Raw genomic sequence first — 22,722 nt, forward strand, 5'->3', positions numbered from 1 at the left:
GCAGGCCAGTTTCCTGAAAACGCCCTCTGCCACAAAGTTCCTGTGCGGGCTCGAGCCCGGCGGGAGCGTGCTCCACGGGCTTACGGGATAATCTCGGATAAACCCCCGACCTACTCTGATACTCCGAGAAAAAGCCATGACCACGATCAAGCAAGCCGACCTCATCGAATCCATCGCCGCTGCCCTGCAGTACATCAGCTACTACCACCCTGCCGACTACATTGCCCACCTGGCCCGCGCCTATGAGCGCGAGCAAAGCCCGGCCGCAAAAGACGCAATCGCGCAGATCCTGACCAACAGCAAGATGAGCGCCACCGGCCAGCGCCCTATCTGCCAGGACACCGGCATCGTCAACGTGTTCCTGAAAGTCGGCATGGACGTGCGCTGGGAGGGTTTTACCGGCAGCATCGACGACGCCATCAATGAAGGCGTGCGCCGCGGTTACAACCACCCCGACAACACCCTGCGCGCCTCGGTCGTGGCCGACCCGCACTTTGACCGCAAGAACACCAAGGACAACACCCCCGCCGTGATCTTCACCGAACTGGTGCCCGGCAACACGGTTGAAGTCACGGTTGCTGCCAAGGGCGGCGGCAGCGAAAACAAAAGCAAGATGGTCATGCTTAACCCCGGCGACTCCATCGTCGACTGGGTTCTGAAAACCGTGCCGACCATGGGCGCCGGCTGGTGCCCGCCCGGCATGCTGGGCATAGGCATTGGCGGCACCGCAGAAAAAGCCGTGCTGATGGCCAAGGAAAGCCTGATGGACGACCTGGACATGTACGAACTGCAGGCCAAGTCCTCCAGCGGCGCGGCACTGACCAAGGTCGAAGCCCTGCGTCTTGAGCTGTTTGAAAAGGTCAACGCCCTGGGCATAGGCGCACAGGGCCTGGGCGGCCTGACCACCGTGCTGGACGTCAAGATCAAGATGTACCCGACGCACGCGGCCAGCAAACCGGTGGCGATGATCCCCAATTGCGCCGCCACGCGCCACGCGCACTTTGTCATGGACGGCAGCGGCCCGGTCTATCTTGACCCGCCATCGCTGGACCTCTGGCCCAATGTCAACTGGACGCCTGATTACAAAAAGAGCAAGAAGGTCGACCTCAACACGCTGACACCCGCCGAAGTCGCAAGCTGGAAACCGGGCGACACGCTGCTGCTCAACGGCAAGATGCTGACGGGCCGCGACGCTGCGCACAAACGAATCTCGGACATGCTGCTCAAGGGCGAAAAACTGCCCGTTGACTTCACCAACCGCGTGATCTATTACGTCGGCCCGGTGGACCCGGTCAAGGGCGAGGCCGTCGGCCCCGCAGGCCCGACCACCGCCACGCGCATGGACGGTTTCACCGAAATGATGCTGGCGCAAACCGGCCTGATCGCCATGATAGGCAAGGCCGAACGTGGCCCGGTCGCCATCGACGCCATCAAGAAGCACCAGAGCGCCTACCTGATGGCCGTGGGCGGCGCCGCCTACCTGGTGTCCAAAGCCATCAAGCATGCCGAAGTGGTCGGTTTTGCCGACATGGGCATGGAAGCGATTTACGAATTCGACGTGGTCGACATGCCTGTGACCGTGGCGGTGGATTCAGGCGGCACCAGCGCGCACATCACCGGCCCGGCCGAGTGGCAGAAAAAAATCGCAACCGGCGAGTTCAAAAGCATTCCAGTCACCAGCGTTTGAAGCTTGGCAGGGAGCAACGCGTAATGAGCAACCATGAGGACTCTCCTCGCTTTACAAGCCGGGGCCGCGGATCTGGCTTCGCCAGTCCGCAGGCGCAGCGGCCCCCTCGGGGGGCAGGGAGCTACACGGAGTGAGCGACCGTGGGGGCCACATTGGAGTTTTTGACAGCGGCGTAGGCGGCCTCAGCGTTTTAAAAGCGCTGCGGGCCGAATTGCCGCACGAGGACTTCATCTACGCAGCAGACAGCGGCCACGCGCCCTACGGCGAGCGCGATGTGGCGCACGTGGTGGCCCGCACCCGCACCGTCTGCGGCTACCTGGCCGGCCGGAACGTCAAGGCGCTGGTGATTGCCTGCAACACCGCCACGGCGGCGGCCATCCACCTGCTGCGCGCCGAACACCCCGGATTGCCCATCATCGGTGTCGAGCCGGCGCTCAAACCCGCCGTGGCCCTGAGCAAAACCGGTCGCATCGGCATCATGGCCACGCGCAGCACGCTCTCCAGCGCCAAATTCCAGGCCCTGCTTGACGCACAAGCGGGACAGGCCGACTTTGTAGTGCAGCCCTGCGACGGCCTGGCGGATGCCATAGAGCGCAGCGCCGGCACCGGGGATGCTACAAAAACAATAGCTTACTGCGCGCAGTACACGGCGGCCATGGGCCTTTTTGGCAATAACACCGGTGAAATCGACACGCTGGTGCTCGGTTGCACGCACTATCCCTTCGCCGAAACGCAGCTGCGTGCCTTGCTGGGGCCGGATGTGCAGATCATGGAAACCGGCGCAGCAGTGGCGCGCCAGACGCGGCGGCAGCTGGCCGGCAAGCTGCGGGAAGATCCGGCGCCGGGCCAGGTGCAGCTGTTGAGCACCGGCCAGCCCCTGGCCCTGCAAACGGCGGCTAACCGCTGGCTGGGCCTGGCGGTCAGCGCCGAAGCGCTCTCTTTTTAATAGCTGGTTGCGCCCATCCATGGCGGGCTGCAGGCATGAATGATGCCTGAAAATGCGTATTTTCAGGCCCGTTTGGGACGTGATCAGCTGAGCCATGCGCCCGAACCAGGCGTTTTTCGCCTGAAAACAGGTGAAAAATGCCTGAACCCCTTATCCGACAGGCGCAGCAAGCTATCACATTGATAGCGAAAATCAGCTGACCGCAACCTTCAGGAGGTCGGCTTGGCAGCCTCTTCCTTCCAGCCTCCACCCAGGGTCTTGTACAGGATTACCTGGCTTTGCAGCTGCGCCAGGCGAGTTTGCACCACGGCCTGCCGCGCTGTAAACAGCGAACGCTGGGCGTCGAGCAGGTCCAGGTAACTCGCCACACCGTTCTGGTAACGCATGTCCGATAACTTGAAACGCGTGGCTTCGGCGCTGGCTTGCGCCTGGCTGGCGCGCAATTGCTCGCCCAGGGTAGCGCGGCCGGCCAATGCGTCGGCGACTTCACGGAAAGCCGTTTGTATGGATTTTTCATACTGGGCAACGGCAATGTCTCGCCCTGCCCGGGCTGAATCCAGGTTCGCCTGGTTGCGCCCGGCATCGAAGATAGGCAACACCAGCTGCGGCGCCCAGCTCCAGGCACTCACGCTCTTGCCACTGCTGAACAGGCCCTGCAACTCGGTGCTGGCCCGGCCCACGCTGGCAGTCAGGGTAATGCGCGGAAAAAAGGCCGCGCGCGCCGCGCCTATGTTTGCGTTGGCGGCGAGCAGTTGCTGCTCTGCCGCCCGGATATCCGGCCTGCGCTCCAGCAGGTCGCTGGGCAGCCCGGCCGGGACATCGATCAACAGCGGCTCACCGCTGAGCAGCGCCGGACCTGCCGGCAAGTCGGCCGGAATCGGCTGGCCCAGCAGCAGGACCAGCGCGTTCTCGTCCTGCGCAGCCTGGCGCTGTACTTGCGCCAGCGTGGCCCTGGCCGCTTCCAGCAGGGAACTGGCTTGCGCGTAGTCGAGTTCGGAGGCCACGCCGCTGTCAAAGCGCAGCTTGGTGAGTTTGAGCGACTCCTCACGCGTGACCAGGGTCTCGCGCGTCAGCGCCAGCAGTTCATTGTCGGCCAGCCAGTTCAGGTAGCCGTTGGCGACCGAAGCCACCAGGCTGATATGCACCGTCTTGCGCGCTTCCTCTGTCGCCAGAAAGCTGGCCTGGGCAGACTGGCTGAGCGCGCGCACCCGGCCGAAGAAGTCCAGTTCAAAGGCATTCACCGCCAGCCCGCCTATCGCCACGCTGGAAACGCCCGCAGCGCCGGTCGAGCTCGGGTTCTGGCGCGTCTGGGACAGCGAGGCACCCACATTGGGTAGCTGGTCTGCGCGCTTGATCTGGTACTGCGCCCTGGCCTGCTCGATGTTGAGCACGGCGATGCGCAGGTCGCGGTTGTTCTGCAGGGACAACTCGATCAGCTTTTTCAGCCGCGCGTCGCTGAAAAAATCGCGCCAGTCGATGTCGGCCGCTGCAGCAGCTGACGTTGTGGCCGCCGCCCCCTTCAGGGCTGCGGGCCAGTCGGTCGCCACGGGCGCGGCTGGCCGCTCGTAGGTGGGAATCAGCGAGCAGCCTGCCAGCAGCGCCGCGGCGCAAACGGCCGACAGCGCCGGGAGTCCTGAAAGTCGTTTCTTAACCATGAGTCTTTTCCCCATTCGTTGCATGGCCTTCATTGCCATCAATGCCCGCCGCTCTCGCATGCTCGGCATAGATCTGCTGCTGTCGCTTGCTGCCTTTAAAAACACCGCGCACCACCACAAAGAAGATGGGCACAAAGAATACTGCCAGTCCCGTACCGGTGATCATGCCGCCTATCACGCCGGTGCCGATGGCGCGCTGGCTAGCCGAGCCCGCACCGCTGGCCAGGGCCAGCGGCAGCACACCCAGCATGAATGCGAACGAGGTCATGATGATGGGACGGAAACGCAGATGGGCTGCGGCCAGCGCCGACTCGATCACGCCCTTGCCCTGCGCCTGCAGGTCTTTTGCAAACTCGATGATCAGAATCGCGTTTTTCGCCGACAGGCCGATGATGGTGATCAGGCCCACCTGGAAGTACACGTCATTCGAGTAACTTCGCAGCAAGGTTGCCAGCAGCACACCGACCACCCCCAGGGGCACCACCAGGATCACGGACAGCGGAATCGACCAGCTCTCATACAGCGCAGCCAGGCACAGGAACACCGCCAGGATTGCAAAGCCGTAAAGAATCATGGCCTGCGAGCCTGCCAGCTTTTCTTCACGCGACTGGCCAGTCCATTCGTAACCAAAGCCCTGCGGCAACTGGGCGGCGAGTTTTTCCATCTCCGCCATGGCCGCGCCCGTGCTGTAGCCCGGCGCAACACCGCCGCTGATGCGTGCGGCGGGATAGCCGTTGTAACGCACGGTCTGCATGGCCCCCTTGATCCAGCGTGTCGAGGCAAACGCCGAGAACGGCACCGGCTGGCCCTGTGCATTGCTCGCATTGAGCTGCAGCAAATCGCCTGGCTGCATGCGGGCCGGCGCATCGGCCTGCACCACCACACGCTGCAAACGCCCCTGGTTCGGGAAGTCGTTGATGTAGCTGGAGCCGAGAGAGGTCGACAAGGCAGTGTTGATGGCGGCAAAGCTCACGCCCAGCGCATTGGCCTTGTCGCGGTCGATATCGATCTGCAGCTGCGGCGCGTCTTCCAGGCCGTCAGGGCGCACCTGCGCCAGGATGGGGCTTTTTGCCGCCATGCCCAGCAACTGGTTGCGTGCGGCCAGCAAGGCTTCACCACCGGCGCCGGAACGGTCCTGCAGGCGGAAGGTAAAGCCGCTGGCAGTACCCAGCTCGGGAATCGGCGGCGGGCTCAGGGGGTAGATGAAGGCATCACGAATGCCCGAAAGGGCGCCAAAGGCGCGCCCGGCCAGCGCATCAGCAGATTGCCCCGGCCCCTTGCGCTCGGACCAGTCCTTGAGCGTGACGAAAGCCAGCGCGGCATTCTGGCCCTGGCCGGAAAAGCTGAAGCCCAGCACGCCGACCATGCTTTCAACCTCGGGTTGCTTGAGCATGAAACCTTCGACCTTTTCCATCACGGCGCTGGTGCGTTCCAGCGTTGCGCCTGGAGGCAACTGCACATTGACCAGCAACGTGCCCTGGTCTTCACCAGGCAGGAAGGAGGTCGGCAGGCGCGTGTACACCAGGGCCACGACACCAATGATCGCCACATAGATGATCAGGTAACGGCCGGCACGGCGCAGCAGGCGGGCGACCAGCCCCTCATAGCTCTTGGCCGTGCGCGAGAAGCCGCGGTTGAACCAGCCGAAAAAGCCTTTCTTTTCGTGGTGGTGCCCGGCTTCCACCGGTTTGAGCAACGTCGCGCACAGGGCCGGCGTCAGGGACAGTGCCAGGAATGCAGAGAAGCCGATAGAGGCCACCATGACCGCCGAGAACTGGCGGTAAATATTGCCGGTCGAACCGGCAAAAAAGGCCAGCGGCACGAACACCGAGATCAGCACCACGGTCACGCCGATGATGGCGCCCGAAATCTGTCCCATGGCCTTGCGCGTCGCTTCAAGCGGGGGCAGGCCCTCCTCGCTCATGATGCGTTCAACGTTCTCCACCACCACAATGGCATCGTCGACGACGATACCAATCACCAGCACCATGCCGAACATGGTCAGCACGTTGATGGAAAAACCCAGGGCAAGCAAGGTCGCGAAAGTACCCAGCAGCGCCACCGGCACAACGATGGTCGGGATGATGGTGTAACGGATGTTCTGCAGGAACAGGAACATCACCAGGAACACCAGCACCACAGCCTCAATCAGGGTCTCGGCCACCTGCCGGATGGAGATGTTCACAAAACGCGAGCTGTCATACGGGATGGAGTACTTCACGCCCTTGGGGAAGTATTTCTGGAGTTCGTCCATCCGGGCACGGACGGCCTTGGCGGACGCCAGTGCGTTGCCGCTTGGCGTGAGCTGCACGCCGATACCCACGGCATCCTTGCCGTTGAGGCGGGCCGAAGTCGAATAGGCTTGCGCACCCAGTTCAATCCGGGCGACGTCCTTCAGGCGCACCGACGAACCGTCCGTGTTGGCGCGCAGCACGATATTGCCGAACTGCGCCACGCTGGAAAGCTGGCCGTTGACCACCACCGTGGCGGCAATGCCCTGCCCTGCCACATTCGGCAGGTCGCCGATCGTGCCGGAGGCCACCTGCGCGTTTTGCGCCTGGATGGCGCTCGTCACATCGGCCGTAGACAGCGAAAAGCCTGCAAGCTTGGCCGGATCAATCCAGATGCGCATGGCGCGCTCCGTACCGAACAACTGGGCCTGGCCGATGCCGGGCAGGCGCTGCAGTTCGGGCACGATGTTGCGCGACGCATAGTCGCCCAGCGCCACCGGGTCGAAGGACGGATCGTCGGACGAGAGCATGGCGAACAGCAGGAAGTTGGCGTTGGACTTGTCCACGCGCACGCCCTGCTGCGTCACGGCCGCAGGCAGGCGCGGTGACGCGCGCGACAAGCGGTTCTGCACGTCCACCTGGGCCAGGTCCGGATTGGTGCCGGGCTGGAAGCTCAGGGTGATGTTGCCGGTGCCGTTGGCCTGGGCCACGGCTTCCATGTAGATCAGTCCGGGCGAACCGTTCATTTCCCTCTCGATCACGCTCAGCACGCTGTCTTCCAGCGTCTTTGCGGAGGCCCCGGGATAGGTTGCCGAGATCACGATGGCAGGCGGCGCCACCGGCGGATACTGCGCAATCGGCAACTGCGTGACTGCCACACCACCGACAACGATGATGAACAGGGCAATCACCCAGGCAAAGATCGGCCGATCAATAAAAAACTTGGCCATAAATCGGGCTCCTTACTTCGCTGCCGCTGAAGCAGCAGGTGCGGCGGGACTGGCCGCGGCCGGCGTTGACGCAGCTGCGGCGGGGGCTGATGCGCCTGCTGCCGGCGCTCCGGCTGCCGCGGAGGAAGGTGGTGTCCATGGCACGGGCTTCACTGGTGTGCCGGGCGGCATCATCTGCAGTTTCTGGAAGCCATCGACCATGACTTTTTCGCCGGGTTTCAGGCCGCTGAGCACCACCCACTGGGCACCCTTGGCCGAACCGATCTTCACACTGCGGGGGCCGACCTTGCCGTCTTCGCCCACCACCAGCACCGTATCGCCCTGGGCGGTTCGCGTCACGGCCTGCTGCGGCACGGTAAACGCATCGGTGGCCTGGGCCTGCTCCAGGCGCACGCGCACATACAGGCCCGGCAGCAATTCACCGGTCGGGTTGGGCACTTCGGCGCGAAGCGTAATCTGCCCTGTCGTGGCATCCACGGTCAGGTCGGAAAACAGCAGGCGTCCGGCCCTGGCGTATTCCGTGCCGTCTTCAAGAACAACGCGGATGCTTGCGGCTTCGGTACCATCGGCCCGCTTGAGCCGGCCGCTGGCCATGGCATTGCGCAGCTTCATGACCTCGGTCGCCGACTGCGTGAAGTTGACATACATCGGGTTGATCTGCTGGACCACGGCCAGCTGTGTTGCCTCGCCCTGGCCAACCAGTGCGCCTTCCGTCACCAGCGCCCGGCCGATACGGCCCGATATGGGCGACGTGACCGAGGCATAACCAAGGTTGATGCCTGCCGTCTGCACATTGGCCTTGCCCACCGCCACATCGGCTTCCGCCTGCTTTTGTGCGGCGACGGCATTGGCATAGTCCTGCTTGCTGACCGCGTTGGCCTCAACCAGGGGTTTATAACGTTCAGCCAGCGCGGTGGCCTGGGCCAGATTGGCCTCGGCGCGCGCCTGGCTGGCTTTCGCACTGGCCAGCGCGGCTGCATAAGGTCCCGGATCAATAGAGAAAAGAGGCTGGCCGGCCTTGACGTCACTGCCTTCCTTGAACAGCCTCTTTTGCAAAATGCCGGCAGCGCGTGCCCTGACCTGCGCCACGCGGGAAGCTTCCAGCCGGCCGGGCAGCTCAGTGACAAGTCCTACATCACCCAGCTTGACCGTGACCACGCCGACTTCGGCGGCAGGAGGGCCGCCGCCAGCACCTTTGGCGTTCCCTTCACCGCTTTTACCGCAGCTTGCAATAAAAACTGAAGCCAGGGCCACAAGCAGGATTTGCTGGCGGCGTGTGCGGTTGGATGATTGTTTGGCGGATAAAGAAGTCAGGTTCATACTGGGCGTAGGCATACTGCGTCCTTGGAAGTGGTGAGAGCGGCAGATAGAAGAGAAATACCGGAAAGAAGTGATTTGCAAGCAGCTTGCAAACAACAGGATCTCAAGCATAAAGGGTTTTTACCCGGTCGCCATTTTACATACATCGTTGAATGTATAGTTGGGCACTTGAAAAATTTACGTCAAATCAGGAGATTCATGTGGTCCGCCGGACAAAAGAAGACGCCCTTGCCACCCGCCACAGCCTGCTCGATGCTGCAGAACTGCTGTTTCAGGCACAAGGGGTTTCACATACATCGCTGAACGACATCGCCCGCCAGGCAGGCACCAGCCGGGGCGCCATCTACTGGCACTTCAAGGACAAGGCCGATCTTTTTAACGCCATGATGGAAAGGGCAACGCTGCCGCTGGAAGAGGCTTTCCAGATCCGGGAAAACGGCAAGGCGGGCACCTCTCTGGCCAAAATACGCGAAGGCATGCGCGACTGCATGCAGCGGATCGCGACCGACGACCGCATGCGCCGCGTCTTTGAGGTGGCAACACACAAGGTCGAGTATGTGGATGAACTCCAGGCAGTCCGCCTGCGTCACCTGACCGTGCGCAATGAATTCCTTGTGAAGATTGAGCAGGGATTTGCACTGGCAGCGAGCGAACAGGAACTGAAAATGCAGATTAGCACGGCTGCGGCGGCCCATGGCCTGCACGCAATCGTGGATGGCCTGATCCAGAACTGGCTGCTCGATGTGGATGCCCTTGACCTGGCTGAAACCAGCAGGCAGGTTATCGATGTTTACCTGACCGGACTGGGATTTCACCTTGATCCGGAGGCAAACTGAAGCCGGGCACTGCCCACCCGGCCCTGGACCCTAACGCCCTAGTGAAGGTGCCGCGGCTTGCGTCCGCCGCCACCGTGGCCCGTACCGCCTGAAGACCCGCCAAGCCCCCGCGGCGGCCGGCCCAATTGCATGGAAGTCACCAGCGCATCAAAGCGCCGTTCAAACAATTTATCGATGGCTGCGACAACTTCACCGAGTTCCGAGCCGTCAAAATGGCGCTCCATCAGGCCAATCGTGTCCTGCACAAGGAGGTCGCGCTGCACCCGCATGATGGCTGCAGGTGTGGGGCCTACAAAATACATGGCGAAATCGTCACGCGCCTCTTCGCCGCCGCCCTCTTCCTCGTCGTCAAAGTCGGCGTCGTAAAACGTCACCTCGATAGGCGCACCTTCACTGGAGAGTTCGTTCAGGCCCATGCACATCTCGTCAAGCGCCTGCCGGAAGTCTTCATCGCCAGGAACGGTCCAGCACATCTGCAGCACATGCTTGTGCACATCGAAGCGGATGCCCGGCTCTTCCTCGTAAGTACTCTCGGCAGCGTCGGCCAGCGATTTGGCGCCCGCGTACTTCCAGATGGGCTTCAGCGCCTCCTGCAACTGCTCAAACGTCGCATCCTCGCGCAAGGGCACTTCGCCATGCACATGGATTTCAAAAGGTGTGTTGTAACTCGCCATAAAACTATCTTAACCAGTTGAGCAAATTGACGCCAACAGCGGCGGCCGGCAGGCAAGCAGGGCCTTCGCAACAAGTTCCGTGGTGCCCGAGACCGGGATCGAACCGGTACGCCCGCTATTCACGAAGCGGCGGATTTTAAGTCCGCTGTGTCTACCTATTTCACCACTCGGGCCGAGGGCTCATTGTCAAACAAAAAAGCCCCTCTGCAGGGGCTTTGGCCGGGACATTTATGGAGGCGCGGCCCGGAGTCGAACCGGGCTAGCCGGATTTGCAATCCGGTACATAACCGCTTTGTTACCGCGCCGTATTTCATCCGCATCCACAAGACTCATTAGCCCTGCGGACCAGCCAATGAAAAAGGACAGCATTTTGAAGTGCTGCCCTTTAAATTGGAGCGGGAGAAGAGTCTCGAACTCTCGACCTCAACCTTGGCAAGGTTGCGCTCTACCAACTGAGCTACTCCCGCGTATCTTATACATATCGTATCGTTTACAGCTTCGAATTATAGCGCGATTTTCAGGCTTTGCGCAATATCGAAGAAAAAGTCTGTCAATGTTTTACGGTGCCCGTGATTTCTGCAGGCGCAACCACGGCTGGTGCAGCCGCCGCGGCCGCAATCGCCAGCTCTTCGTCCGTCAATGGAACAGGCTGGCGCTCAAGCGCAACCTGCAGCACCTGGTCAATCCATTTCACCGGAATGATCTCAAGCCCCTCTTTGACGTTGTCGGGAATCTCCTGCAGGTCCTTGGCATTTTCCTCGGGGATCAGCACGGTCTTGATACCGCCGCGCAAGGCCGCCAGCAGTTTTTCCTTGAGGCCGCCAATCGCCGTGACTTCACCGCGCAGCGTGATCTCGCCCGTCATGGCCACATCGCCTCGCACAGGGATACCGGTGAGCGCCGACACAAACGCCGTCGTCATGGCTGCACCGGCACTCGGGCCGTCCTTCGGGGTTGCACCGTCCGGCACATGAATGTGGATGTCGCGCTTCTCGAACATCTCGTCCTTGATGCCAAGCGTTTTGGCCCGGCTGCGCACCACCGTGCGGGCGGCCTCGACAGATTCCTTCATCACGTCACCAAGCGAGCCGGTGCGCGTGATAACGCCCTTGCCCGGCATGATGGCGGCCTCAATGGTCAGCAGGTCGCCGCCCACTTCAGTCCACGCCAGGCCAACCACCTGGCCCACCTGGTTTTGCTGCTCGGCACGGCCGTAATTGAATTTGCGCACGCCCAGGAATTCATTGAGGTTGTCGGGTGTCACCACAACCTGCGGCATCATCTTCTTGAGCTGTATGCCCTTGACGACCTTGCGGCAGATCTTGGACAGCTCGCGCTCCAGCGAGCGTACGCCGGCCTCACGCGTGTAGTAGCGCACGATGTCGCGCACAGCCTGCTCCTGCACTTCAAGTTCTTCGGGTTTTACGCCGTTGTTCTTGACCTGCTTAGGCAGCAGGTAGCGCATGGCAATGCTGGTTTTTTCGTCCTCGGTGTAACCCGACAGGCGGATCACTTCCATGCGGTCCAGCAGGGCCGGCGGAATGTTCATGGAATTGGAGGTCGCCACAAACATCACGTCGCTCAGGTCGAAATCGACCTCGACATAGTGGTCGCCAAAAGTGTGGTTCTGCTCAGGGTCCAGCACCTCCAGCAATGCGCTGGACGGGTCGCCCCTGAAGTCCGTGCCCAGCTTGTCGATCTCGTCGAGCAGGAACAGGGGATTTCGCGTACCGGCCTTTGAAAGGCTCTGCAGCACCTTGCCAGGCAAGGCACCGATGTAGGTGCGGCGATGCCCGCGGATTTCAGCTTCGTCACGCATGCCGCCCAGGGCCATGCGCACATACTTGCGGCCAGTGGCCTTGGCAATCGACTGGCCCAGCGAGGTCTTGCCGACACCGGGAGGGCCGACCAGGCACAGGATGGGCGCCTTGAGTTTGTCCACACGCTGCTGCACCGCAAGGTATTCAACGATGCGGTCCTTGACCTTTTCGAGGCCGTAGTGGTCTTCGTTGAGCACGTTTTCGGCATTGACCAGGTCGTGCTTGATCTTGGTCTTTTTGCTCCAGGGCAAACCTGTCAGCACATCGATGTAGGTCCGCACGACCGTGGCTTCGGCCGACATCGGCGACATGAGCTTGAGCTTTTTCAGCTCGCTCTCCGCCTTCTTGCGCGCTTCCTGCGGCATTTTGGCGGACTTGATCTTTTTCTCGATCTCTTCGACGTCCGCGCCCTCTTCGCCTTCACCCAGTTCCTTCTGGATAGCCTTGACCTGCTCGTTCAGGTAGAAGTCGCGCTGGTTCTTTTCCATTTGCCGCTTGACGCGGCCGCGGATTTTTTTATCCACATTGAGGATGTCGACCTCGCGTTCGAGCTGCTCGTAGAGGTTCTCAAGGCGCTCCTTGACCTGGGCCAGGTCAAGAATCACCTGTTTGGCATCAAGCTTGAGCGGCAGGTGCGCGGCAATGGTGTCGGCCAGGCGCCCGGCGTCGTCAATGCTGGAAATCGATGTGAGGATTTCCGGCGGAATCTTCTTGTTGAGTTTGACGTAATGGTCAAACTGCTGCATCACGGCGCGGCGCAGGGCTTCGATTTCGCTGGTCTTGTCTGCGGCAATGGCAGCGGCTTCAATCGGCGTCACATTGGCGCTGAAGTGCTGCTCGCCGTCCTCGATCTTGTTGACCCTGGCGCGCTGCTGGCCTTCGACCAGCACCTTGACCGTGCCGTCGGGCAACTTGAGCAGTTGCAGGATGGTGGCAACGCAACCCACCTCAAACATGTCCTCGACCGCGGGCTCATCCTTGGCAGCCGCTTTTTGCGCCACCAGCATGATGCGGCGCTCGGCCTCCATTGCCGATTCAAGGGCCTTGATGCTTTTTGGGCGACCGACAAACAGCGGGATCACCATGTGCGGGAACACCACCACATCGCGCAGGGGCAACAGGGGCAGGTCGATGGGGGTAGGAGGCAATGAGGTTTGTCCAGACATATAAGCCTTAAAAGAGCTTTAAACGTAAGCTTCCGGGACGAATCCCGAAAGCCAGGCCAGATACAGTAGCTTCGAACGTGGGGCGGGAATGGCTCTTTTCAAGCACGTCTTCCCGGACCCTCCAAAACGTTCAGGCCTTCTTTGCAGCCTCTCGGTACACCAGCAAGGGTGGCTTGTTCTCTTCAATGGTCGATTCGTCCACCACCACTTTGTCGACATTGCTGGTGTTGGGGAGATCAAACATGGTGTCTATCAGCGACTGCTCGAGGATGGAGCGCAGGCCACGGGCACCGGTCTTGCGAGCCAGCGCCTTGCGAGCAATGGCCTTGAGCGCCGAAGGGCGAATCTCCAGGTCCACACCTTCCATCGACAGCAGCTTGCTGAATTGCTTCACCACCGCGTTCTTGGGCTCGGTCAGGATCTGCACCAGCGCATCTTCGCTCAGCTCGGCCAGGGTGGCTACAACCGGCATGCGTCCGACCAGCTCGGGGATCAGGCCGAATTTGATCAGGTCTTCCGGCTCCACTTCCTTGAACGAGTCGGTCAGGCTGCGGGCTTTTTTACTCTTGACCGCAGCGCCAAAGCCAATGCCCGATGCTTCAGTGCGGTTTTCGATGACTTTTTCAAGCCCCGAAAATGCACCACCACAAATGAAAAGGATATTTGTGGTGTCGACCTGCAGGAAGTCCTGGTTCGGGTGCTTGCGCCCGCCCTGCGGCGGCACGGAAGCCATCGTGCCTTCAATCAGTTTAAGCAAGGCCTGCTGCACGCCCTCACCCGACACATCGCGGGTAATCGACGGGTTGTCTGACTTGCGCGAGATCTTGTCGATCTCGTCAATGTAGACAATGCCCTGCTGCGCGCGCTCGACTTCATAGTTGCAGCTCTGCAGCAGTTTCTGGATGATGTTTTCGACGTCCTCACCTACGTAACCGGCTTCGGTCAGCGTGGTGGCGTCTGCCATCACAAAAGGAACATTCAGCGTGCGCGCCAGGGTCTGGGCCAGCAAGGTCTTGCCCGAGCCGGTCGGGCCAATCAGCAGGATGTTGCTTTTGGTGAGCTCGACCTCGTCTTTTTTGGCCTTGTCCTTGTGGCGCAGGCGTTTGTAGTGGTTGTAGACCGCCACAGCCAGCGTGCGCTTGGCAGGTTCCTGGCCGATGACATAACCGTCCAGCGTGTTCTTGATCTCAAGAGGCGTTGGCAGCTCGCTGCGGGTTTCGCGTACATCTTCGCCGGCGGGCAACTCGTCACGGATGATTTCATTGCACAGGTCTATGCATTCATCGCAGATAAAAACCGACGGGCCCGCGATGAGCTTTTTGACTTCGTGCTGGCTCTTACCGCAAAAAGAGCAGTACAGGGTCTTTTCGCTGGAGGAGCCTTTTTTTTCGGCCATTTGGGGGGATGCCTTCTAAAGTGGCTAGGGGAAACGTTACCTAATGATAACCAAATAAAAACGGCGCCTTCTGTTACAGAAAGCGCCGTTTCACCAGAGCAATTGAATGCTTTTTGCCTGGCTCGACTCCCGGGTTTTACGGGCGCTTCGAGATCACCTCGTCAACCAGGCCATAGGTCTTGGCTTCGTCGGCAAACATGAAATAGTCGCGTTCGGTATCACGCTCGATTTTTTCGACCGTCTGGCCCGTATTGGCAGCGAGGATGCGGTTGAGCTGGTCACGGGTTTTCAGGATGTCGCGGGCATGGATCTCGATATCCGTGGCCTGGCCCTGTGCACCGCCCGAAGGCTGGTGAATCATGACGCGGGAGTTTGGCAGCGAGAAGCGCTTCCCCTTGGTCCCGGCGGACAGCAGAAAAGCACCCATGCTGGCGGCCATGCCGACACACAGCGTCGAAACATCGGGTTTGATGAACTGCATGGTGTCGTAAATCGCCATGCCGGCCGTCACCGATCCGCCTGGGGAGTTGATGTAGAAGGAAATGTCCTTGTCCGGGTTTTCGCTTTCCAGGAACAGCAGCTGCGCCACCACCAGGTTGGCGGTCTGGTCATTGACCGGGCCGACCAGGAAAATCACGCGCTCCTTGAGCAGCCGGGAATAAATGTCGTAAGACCGCTCACCGCGGCCGGATTGCTCAATCACCATAGGCACCATGCCCAGACCTTGGGTTTCAAGCGCGCCAGCCTGCGGGCCGGTATAGGCGCCGCCATAAATACTGTTTCTGACCATCATGTTTTCTCCAGAGATGTTTGTACTGTACCCAAAAGAAATGGGGCTTGTGCTCCGGACTTCAAGCCGGGCGCAAACCCCAATTCATTTGAAAAGCGGATGGCTGATCAGTTCTGGGCCATCAGGTCGTCAAACGACACGGTTTTCTCGGTCACTTTGGCCTTGGACAACACATAGTCGGTCACGTTGTTTTCGATCACAACCGCCTCGACTTCAGCCATGCGGCGGTTGTCGCTCAGGTACCAGCGCACCACGTCCTGCGGCTTTTCGTAGCTGGCAGCGAGTTCTTCGATGTGCGCCTTGAGCTGCTCGGGCTTGGCCTGCAGGTTGTTGGCACGCACCAGTTCGGCAACAACGAGGCCCAGGCGCACGCGCTTTTCAGCTTGTGGACGGAAAATATCGTCAGGAATCGGCGCCTTGTCGGCGTCCTTGATGCCGCGCTGCTTCAGGTCGGCACGGGCGTTCTCGATCATGCGATCGAGTTCGGCCTGCACGCTGGAATTGGGTAGGTCGAGCTCGGCATTGGCCACCAGCGCGTCCATCACCGCGTTCTTGTTGCGGGCCAGCAGGCGGAACTTGACTTCGCGCTCGAGGTTTTTCTTGATGTCGGCGCGCAGGCCTTCAACCGTTGCGTCGGCAATACCCAGGGACTTGGCCAGGGCCTCGTTCACTTCAGGCAGGTGGGCGGCTTCGAGCTTTTTCACCGTGACCAGGAAGTCGGCCTGTTTGCCGGCAACGTCCTTGCCATGGTAGTCAGCCGGGAAGTTCAGGGGGAAAGTCTTGCTTTCGCCGCTTTTCATGCCGCGCACGGCATCTTCGAACTCCTTGAGCATCTGGCCGTCACCGATCAGGAACTGGTAGTCCTCGGCCTTGCCGCCGGCAAAGGGTTCGCCGTCGATCTTGCCTTCAAAGTCGATGGTGGCGCGGTCGCCTTCCTGTGCAGGCGCATCGGCTGCGCGCTGTGCGAAGGTGCGGCGCTGCTTGCGCAGGATGTCAATGGTCTTGTCGATGGCGGCATCGCTGACTTCAGCGTTGACCTTTTCGACTTCCGCATTGGACAGGTCGTTGATCTTGACGTCCGGGTAAACCTCAAACACAGCGTCAAACACCAGGTCACCCTCGGGTGCGCCTTCTTTTTCGCTGATGCGCGGCTGGCCTGCCACGCGAAGCTTGGCTTCATTGGCGGCCACGGCAAAAGCCTCGCCAACCTTGTCGTTCATGACTTCGTAATGCACCGAATAGCCATAACGCTGGGCCACAACGTTCATGGGCACCTTGCCGGGACGGAAACCGTCCATCTTGACGGTGCGGGCCAGCTTTTTCAAACGCGTGTCAACTTCAGACTGGATGGTGCCCACGGGCAGCGTCAAGGTGATTTTGCGTTCCAGCTTTTCAAGGGTTTCAACAGTCACGGCCATGATGGTTTCCTAAACGTCTAGTAATGGTCAAACAGGGTTGGCCGGCGCCCGCCTTTGCGGTGCCCGGTCAATCTGCAATTTTCAAGGTGGTGCGCGGGGGGGGACTCGAACCCCCACACCATTGCTGGCGTCAGGACCTAAACCTGGTGCGTCTACCAATTTCGCCACCCGCGCGCCTGAAACAAAAAACGGGAATACGGCCTGCCAGAGGTTTCTCAAAGGCCTGGCCGAACTCCCGCCTGAAATCGGTCAACTTTCTATTTTAGCCTGTAATGGGGCCCTGTTCCCGGCTCCCCCGAACCAGCCGGGTCCCGGCGCTGTGCGCCGGCCCGCTGGCGGGGTTATTGAGACGCCGGTGTTTCGCGTTTTACGCGAAACCATGCGGCGTACATGGCGGGCAAAGCCAGCAAAGTCAATGCCGTTGCCACAATCAGGCCACCCATGATGGCCACGGCCATGGGGCCCCAGAACACGCTGCGCGACAGCGGAATCATGGCCAGAACCGCCGCAGCCGCCGTCAGGACGATGGGCCGCAAGCGGCGAACGGCGGACTCGACAATCGCATCCCAGGCCGGCACGCCCCTGGCGCGGTCATGCTCTATCTGGTCAATCAGGATGACCGAATTGCGCTGGATCATGCCCATCAGAGCAATCACGCCCAGCAAGGCCACAAAACCGAAGGGCCTGCCCAACACCAGCAACGCGCCCGCCACACCGGCAATGCCCAACGGCCCGGTCAGGAACACCAGCAGCGCGCGGCTAAAGCTTTGCAGTTGCAACATGAGCAATGTAAAGGTCAAAAACAGCATGACAGGAATGCCCGCAGCAATCGAGGCGGAGCCCTTGCTGCTTTCCTCCACCGCGCCGGCCACCTGTATACGGTAGCCGGCAAGTCCTGCGGCATGCCACTTTTTCTCCAGCGCCGCCAGTTTGGGACGCAGTTCATCTGTGACGGTCGCGCCCTGCAGGCCTTCCACGATGTCGCCCTGCACGGTGATGGCGTAATCGCGGTTCTCGCGCCACATCACGCCGGGCTCCCAGGTAAACACGGGTTTGGCGATCTGCGTCAGCGGGATGGACTTCCCGGATGCCGTCGGCAGGTAGGCGTTGGCAATATCGGTAATGGCCTTGCGTTCGTCCTGCGGCTGGCGCAGCACGATATCGATCAGCCTGTCGCCCTCGCGGTATTGCCCGACGGTGGTGCCCGACAGCATGGTGCGCGAAGCTTGCGCTATGGACTGGCTGGTCACGCCAAGGGCCCTGGCCTTGGACTGGTCGACTTCCAGCCTCAGCACCTTGACGGATTCGTTCCAGTTGTCGTTCACACCCCGGGTATTCGGGCTGTCGCGCATGACGGCCTTGACCTCGTCGGCGCGCTCGCGCAGCACCAGCGGGTCGGTCCCCACAACGCGAAACTGCACCGGGTAAGGCACGGGCGGTCCGTTGGGCAGCAGCTTGACACGGCCACGCACCTCGGGAAACTCCTGGGCCAGAAGCGTCGGCAGCTTGATGCGCAGGGATTCGCGTACCTTGAGGTCTTTCGGCAAGACAATCATTTGCGACACATTGGTCTGCGGAAAGACCTGGTCCAGCGGCAGGTAAAAACGTGGCACACCCGACCCGACCCAGGTGCTCACAGAGGTCACGCCCTCCTCTTTCAGCAAACGCGCCTCGACACGTTTTGCGGTCGCCTCATTGGCCTCAAACGAGGTGCCCTCGGGGAACCAGATGTCCAGCATGATTTCCGGGCGGCTCGAGTCCGGAAAAAACTGCTGCTGCACCTTGCCCATGCCGGCAATGCCCAAAGCAAAGGTCAGGACCGTTGCGCCTATGGTGATCCAGCGGTGCTGCACACACCAGTTCACCGCCCGGCGAAAGGTGTTGTAGAAGGGCGAGTCGAACATCTCGTGTTCGTCATGCCCGTGCGCGCCGGGTTTTCTTTCCAGCACATGGTCCGGCTTCCTGAGCAGCAGGGTGCCGAGGTAAGGCACAAAGTAGACCGAGACAATCCAGCTCAGCACCAGCGCAATCACCGTCACGGCAAAGATCGCATAGGTGTACTCGCCGGTGACTGACCTGGCCAGGCCTATCGGCAAAAAGCCCGCGGCGGTAATCAGCGTGCCGGTCAGCATGGGCATGGCGGTGATTTCATAGGCGAAGGTGGCTGCGCGCACCTTGTCGTAGCCCTCCTCCATCTTGCGCACCATCATCTCCACGGCAATGATGGCATCGTCCACCAGCAGGCCGAGCGCAATGATCAGCGAGCCCAGCGATATCTTGTGCAGGCCGATACCGAAATAAAGCATCGCCAGAAAGGTGAGGCCCAGCACCAGCGGAATCGTGATGCCGACGACCAGCCCGGGCCGCACATCGATGTAATAACGCTTCCACCATGGCAACGGGCCGTTGCCGGCACCACCATCGGGCCGCTTGTGGAAACCCAGGCTGATGAAGCTGACCGCCAGCACGATCACCACGGCTTCGATCAGCACGCGGACAAATTCATTGACCGAGCTGGCCACGGCAGTAGGCTGGTCCTGCACCTGAACCAGCGTGATGCCGGCAGGCAGTGTTTTTCCGATGCTGGCCGACAGCGCCTTTAATGACTTGCCCAAAGCAATGATGTCACCGCCCTTGGCCATCGACACACCCAGCGCAATGACTTCCTTGCCCTGGTGGCGCACCTTGACGCTGGGCGGATCAACATAAGCGCGCTTGATCTCGGCGATATCACCCAGGCGCAACTGGTTGCCCGAGCTGCCTCGAATCGGCATGGCCCGCAACTGCTCGACCGCCTCAAACTGTCCCGCCACACGCACCTGCACCACATCCAGCGGTGTCTGTACTGCCCCCGCGGACTCCACGGCGTTTTGCTGCCCGAGCTGGTTCAGTACCTGGTTGAAATCCAGCCCCAGTTGGGCCAGCCGCTTCTGCGAGATTTCAATAAACAGTTTTTCGTCCTGCACGCCGAACAGCTCGACCTTGGACACGTCCGGCACGCGCAGCAACTGCTGGCGCACATCGTCGGCAAAGGTCTTGACTTCTGCATAGCTGAAACCGTCGGACTCCAGCGCATAGATCACGCCATAGACGTCGCCAAATTCATCGTTAAAAAACGGGCCCTGGACACCACCCGGCAGGGTAGCGCGCATGTCGCCGATTTTTTTGCGCACGCTGTACCAGACACCGGGCACCTCCGACGCCTTGGAAGAGTCCTTGATCTGGAAAATGATTTGCGACTCGCCGGGTTTGGAATAACTGCGTATCTTGTCGGCGTATGGCACTTCCTGCAAGGTACGCTCCAGCTTGTCGGTGACCTGCTCGGCCACCTGCTGCGCCGTGGCGCCCGGCCAGTAGGTGCGCACCACCATGGCCCGGAAGGTAAAGGGCGGGTCTTCGTCCTGCCCTAGCTGGAAGTAAGAGGCAAAACCCAGCAACATCAGCACTACCATGAGGTAGCGTGTCAGCGCCGGATGGTCCAGCGCCCATTTGGAGAGGTTAAAACCCTTGGCAGGTGATTCGGAAGGCTGTGAAGGCGGGATAGAAGGTGGTGTCTGCGTCATGACGGCCTTACTTCCCGACGCTGGAAGCAGCGGTAGTTGCCGCACTGGCAGCAGGCGTCGCGGCAACAAGTTTTACAGCCGCGGCATCAACCGCTCCTGAATTGATAGCTGACTGCGCGCCATCCACGGGGGCCAGGCCCGCTTTTTCCTGATAAATACTGACTTTTTGCCCGGGCGACAACACATGGACACCGGCGCTCACCACCAGCATGCCCGGCTGCAGGCCTGCCGCGATGACGGCTTCGTTGCCATCGGCCGTGGCAATCTGGATTGTCTGCGACCTGACAGTCATGCTGGCCTTGTCCAGCACCCAGACGGCAGTGGCCTTGCCTTCCTGCCTCAGCGCGCTGGTCGGCAGCTTGATGACCTGCAGGCCCTCCGCCCCCGCAGCGCCCAAACCCTGAGGCACAACATAGACGGTCGCGCCCAGCGGCGGTGTCGTGTCCCTGGCCTCCAGCGACACCTTGACCATGTAGGTGCGCGTGACCGGGTCGGCACTGGCGCCCACCTCGCGCACCTTTGCCGCCAGTTGCGTGTCCTGGTTCCAGCCACGCACCTTCACGGGCATGCCTGGCCTGAACAAGGTGACCTTGTCTTCAGGAACGGAAAAAACCGCATCGCGCAAACCATCGGTGGCAATACGCACCACAGGCGTTCCGGCCGCAACAACCTGGCCAGGGTCGGCTTCCAGCGCGGTGACCACGCCCGCAACATCCGCGACCAGCGAGGCATAACTGGCCTGGTTGCCCTGCATCGCCAGCTGTGACTGGGCCTGCTCATACTGGGCCTGCGCGGCCTTGAGCGTTGTCTCGCGGCGCTCCAGTTCGGCGCTGCTGATGAAGTTCTGGTCTTTCAGCTCCTTGTAGCGCTTGAAATCCGCAGCCGCCAGGTCACGGTTGGTCTCGGCAGCGCGCAACTGGGCCTTGGCGGCATCGGCGGCCAGTTTGTAATCCTGCGGATCGAGCTGGGCCAGCACCTGGCCGGCCTGGACGCGCTGGCCCAGTTCAGCCTGCCGTTTGATGATCTTGCCGGCCACGCGGAATCCCAGCCTCGACTCCACCTGCGCCCTGACCTCACCCGCAAACTCATGGCTGGACGAAAAAGCAGCATTTCCAACCGTCAGCACCTTCACTGCACGAACAGGCTCCTCAGGCGGTGCGGCTGGAGAACAGGCGGCCAGCAAAAAAGCTGCGCCGGCCAGCGCAAAAATGGTTTTTTTCATGGTTTGGGTAAAGGCTGAATTTCTCAATTAATGACTGACTGGTTAGTAATCTAGGGTAAACCTGAATACTTGTCAAGCGACAATCCAGGCCATGAATCACGCCAGCAACCCCGTCCCTGACCGTGGCGCCGCTACAGCCCCGCATGGTCTCAGCCAGGGGGTAGACCACTACGAAAACTTTCCGGTAGCGTCCTTTCTTTGCCCGCCCGCCCTGCGCCCGGCCATAGCCGCCATTTACTGGTTTGCACGAACAGCCGACGACCTGGCCGACGAAGGTGATGCCACAGCCGCGACACGCCTGGCTGACCTGGCCGCCTACCGCGCCGACCTGGCTGCCTGTGCCGGCGGCCAGCCTGCTTCTGCCCGCTGGGCAGCGGTTTTTGCGCGCCTGCAACCCGTCATCAAACAATTTGGGCTGCCGGTAAATTTGCTGGCCGATTTGCTCAGCGCCTTTGAGCAGGATGTCGTCAAAACCCGCTACGCCAGCCAGGCCGAACTGCTGGATTACTGCCGCTGGTCCGCAAACCCGGTGGGCCGGCTGCTGCTGCACCTCTATGGCGTGCATGATGCAATTTCGCTCCGGCAAAGCGACTGCGTTTGCAGCGCCCTGCAACTCATCAATTTCTGGCAGGACCTGAGCCGGGACATCCCGAACGGCCGCATTTACCTGCCTGCGGACAGTTGGGCAACGCACTCGGTTGACGAGCTGCAGTTGCTGGCCTTGCAGGTCAACCCTGCCACGACCGGCCTGATAGCGGCCAATGTCGCCTGGGCACAAACACTGATGCGCGAAGGCGCACCGCTGGTAAAAACCGTACCCGGCCGGGCTGGCTGGGAGTTGCGGCTGGTGGTCCAGGGCGGCCTGCGCATCGCTGAAAAGATCGAACAGCTTGGTTTCGCAACGCTTCGTGAACGTCCAAAGCTCACCGCATGGGATGCCACAGTCATGGCTTGGCGCGCACTCTGGATGTAAAAATCGGAAGCGGAGCGAGGCCTTCGCAAGCCGGGGCCGCGGAACTGGCTTTGCCAGGCCGCAGGCGCAGCGGCC

The 22,722-nt window shown here is 61.0% G+C and carries 14 protein-coding genes and 4 tRNA genes; 4 read left to right on the top strand and 14 right to left on the bottom strand.

Annotation, left to right across the window (positions count from 1 at the left end):
- The first annotated feature begins 136 nt into the window (after window positions 1-136).
- Together ACFQND_RS22165 and murI are read left to right on the top strand one after the other, a co-directional pair.
- On the top strand, window positions 137-1,687 hold the full coding sequence (locus ACFQND_RS22165; protein ID WP_371439711.1) for a fumarate hydratase: 1,551 nt from the start codon (window positions 137-139) through the stop codon (window positions 1,685-1,687).
- 130 nt (window positions 1,688-1,817) lie between these two features.
- Window positions 1,818-2,633, top strand: coding sequence for a glutamate racemase (murI, locus tag ACFQND_RS22170; RefSeq protein WP_371439712.1), 816 nt, complete (start codon window positions 1,818-1,820; stop codon window positions 2,631-2,633).
- A gap of 209 nt (window positions 2,634-2,842) precedes the next feature.
- Here the strand turns inward: murI and ACFQND_RS22175 are convergent, their stop codons facing one another.
- The 3 genes from ACFQND_RS22175 to ACFQND_RS22185 are packed head-to-tail and all read right to left on the bottom strand — an operon-like array spanning window position 2,843 to window position 8,804.
- Window positions 2,843-4,288, bottom strand: coding sequence for an efflux transporter outer membrane subunit (locus ACFQND_RS22175; protein ID WP_371439713.1), 1,446 nt, complete (start codon window positions 4,286-4,288; stop codon window positions 2,843-2,845).
- The gene (locus tag ACFQND_RS22180) at window positions 4,281-7,469 is read right to left on the bottom strand and encodes an efflux RND transporter permease subunit (RefSeq protein WP_377414601.1); all 3,189 of its coding nucleotides are present in this window, start codon (window positions 7,467-7,469) and stop codon (window positions 4,281-4,283) included. Before ACFQND_RS22180 ends, ACFQND_RS22175 begins: the two co-directional genes overlap by 8 nt.
- A 12-nt stretch (window positions 7,470-7,481) precedes the next feature.
- Window positions 7,482-8,804 (bottom strand): efflux RND transporter periplasmic adaptor subunit, encoded by a 1,323-nt coding sequence (locus ACFQND_RS22185; RefSeq protein ID WP_371439715.1) that lies wholly within the window; start codon window positions 8,802-8,804, stop codon window positions 7,482-7,484.
- Window positions 8,805-8,989: 185 nt separating this feature from the next.
- Between ACFQND_RS22185 and ACFQND_RS22190 the strand changes: the two genes are divergently transcribed.
- A complete protein-coding gene (locus tag ACFQND_RS22190) occupies window positions 8,990-9,625 on the top strand; it encodes a TetR family transcriptional regulator (RefSeq protein ID WP_371439716.1) in 636 nt (211 codons plus the stop codon).
- Between the two features lie 38 nt (window positions 9,626-9,663).
- On the opposite strand, the gene ACFQND_RS22195 is transcribed toward ACFQND_RS22190, so the two are convergent.
- From ACFQND_RS22195 to ACFQND_RS22245, 11 genes are all read right to left on the bottom strand, one after another.
- Window positions 9,664-10,299: a DUF6806 family protein gene (locus ACFQND_RS22195; protein ID WP_371439717.1), complete on the bottom strand. Its 636-nt coding sequence runs from the start codon at window positions 10,297-10,299 to the stop codon at window positions 9,664-9,666.
- Window positions 10,300-10,379: 80 nt separating this feature from the next.
- Window positions 10,380-10,472, bottom strand: a tRNA-Leu gene (locus ACFQND_RS22200).
- A gap of 58 nt (window positions 10,473-10,530) precedes the next feature.
- A tRNA-Cys gene (locus tag ACFQND_RS22205) sits at window positions 10,531-10,604 on the bottom strand.
- A gap of 86 nt (window positions 10,605-10,690) precedes the next feature.
- Window positions 10,691-10,766 (bottom strand) — tRNA-Gly (locus ACFQND_RS22210).
- An 83-nt stretch (window positions 10,767-10,849) separates the two neighbouring features.
- Window positions 10,850-13,285, bottom strand: coding sequence for an endopeptidase La (gene lon / locus ACFQND_RS22215; protein ID WP_371439718.1), 2,436 nt, complete (start codon window positions 13,283-13,285; stop codon window positions 10,850-10,852).
- A 130-nt stretch (window positions 13,286-13,415) separates the two neighbouring features.
- Window positions 13,416-14,681: an ATP-dependent Clp protease ATP-binding subunit ClpX gene (clpX, locus tag ACFQND_RS22220; RefSeq protein WP_371439719.1), complete on the bottom strand. Its 1,266-nt coding sequence runs from the start codon at window positions 14,679-14,681 to the stop codon at window positions 13,416-13,418.
- A 136-nt stretch (window positions 14,682-14,817) separates the two neighbouring features.
- Window positions 14,818-15,474, bottom strand: coding sequence for an ATP-dependent Clp endopeptidase proteolytic subunit ClpP (gene clpP, locus ACFQND_RS22225; protein WP_371439720.1), 657 nt, complete (start codon window positions 15,472-15,474; stop codon window positions 14,818-14,820).
- Between the two features lie 104 nt (window positions 15,475-15,578).
- A complete protein-coding gene (tig, locus tag ACFQND_RS22230; RefSeq protein ID WP_371439721.1) occupies window positions 15,579-16,889 on the bottom strand; it encodes a trigger factor in 1,311 nt (436 codons plus the stop codon).
- Window positions 16,890-16,976: 87 nt separating this feature from the next.
- Window positions 16,977-17,063, bottom strand: a tRNA-Leu gene (locus ACFQND_RS22235).
- A 167-nt stretch (window positions 17,064-17,230) separates the two neighbouring features.
- Window positions 17,231-20,452 (bottom strand): efflux RND transporter permease subunit, encoded by a 3,222-nt coding sequence (locus tag ACFQND_RS22240; protein ID WP_371439722.1) that lies wholly within the window; start codon window positions 20,450-20,452, stop codon window positions 17,231-17,233.
- A gap of 7 nt (window positions 20,453-20,459) precedes the next feature.
- On the bottom strand, window positions 20,460-21,674 hold the full coding sequence (locus tag ACFQND_RS22245; RefSeq protein ID WP_371439723.1) for an efflux RND transporter periplasmic adaptor subunit: 1,215 nt from the start codon (window positions 21,672-21,674) through the stop codon (window positions 20,460-20,462).
- A gap of 91 nt (window positions 21,675-21,765) precedes the next feature.
- Between ACFQND_RS22245 and hpnC the strand changes: the two genes are divergently transcribed.
- On the top strand, window positions 21,766-22,647 hold the full coding sequence (gene hpnC, locus ACFQND_RS22250) for a squalene synthase HpnC (RefSeq protein ID WP_371439724.1): 882 nt from the start codon (window positions 21,766-21,768) through the stop codon (window positions 22,645-22,647).
- The last annotated feature ends 75 nt before the right edge of the window (window positions 22,648-22,722 follow it).

This window comes from Polaromonas aquatica, assembly GCF_042659145.1.
Taxonomy (GTDB): Bacteria; Pseudomonadota; Gammaproteobacteria; order Burkholderiales; family Burkholderiaceae_C; genus Polaromonas; species Polaromonas aquatica.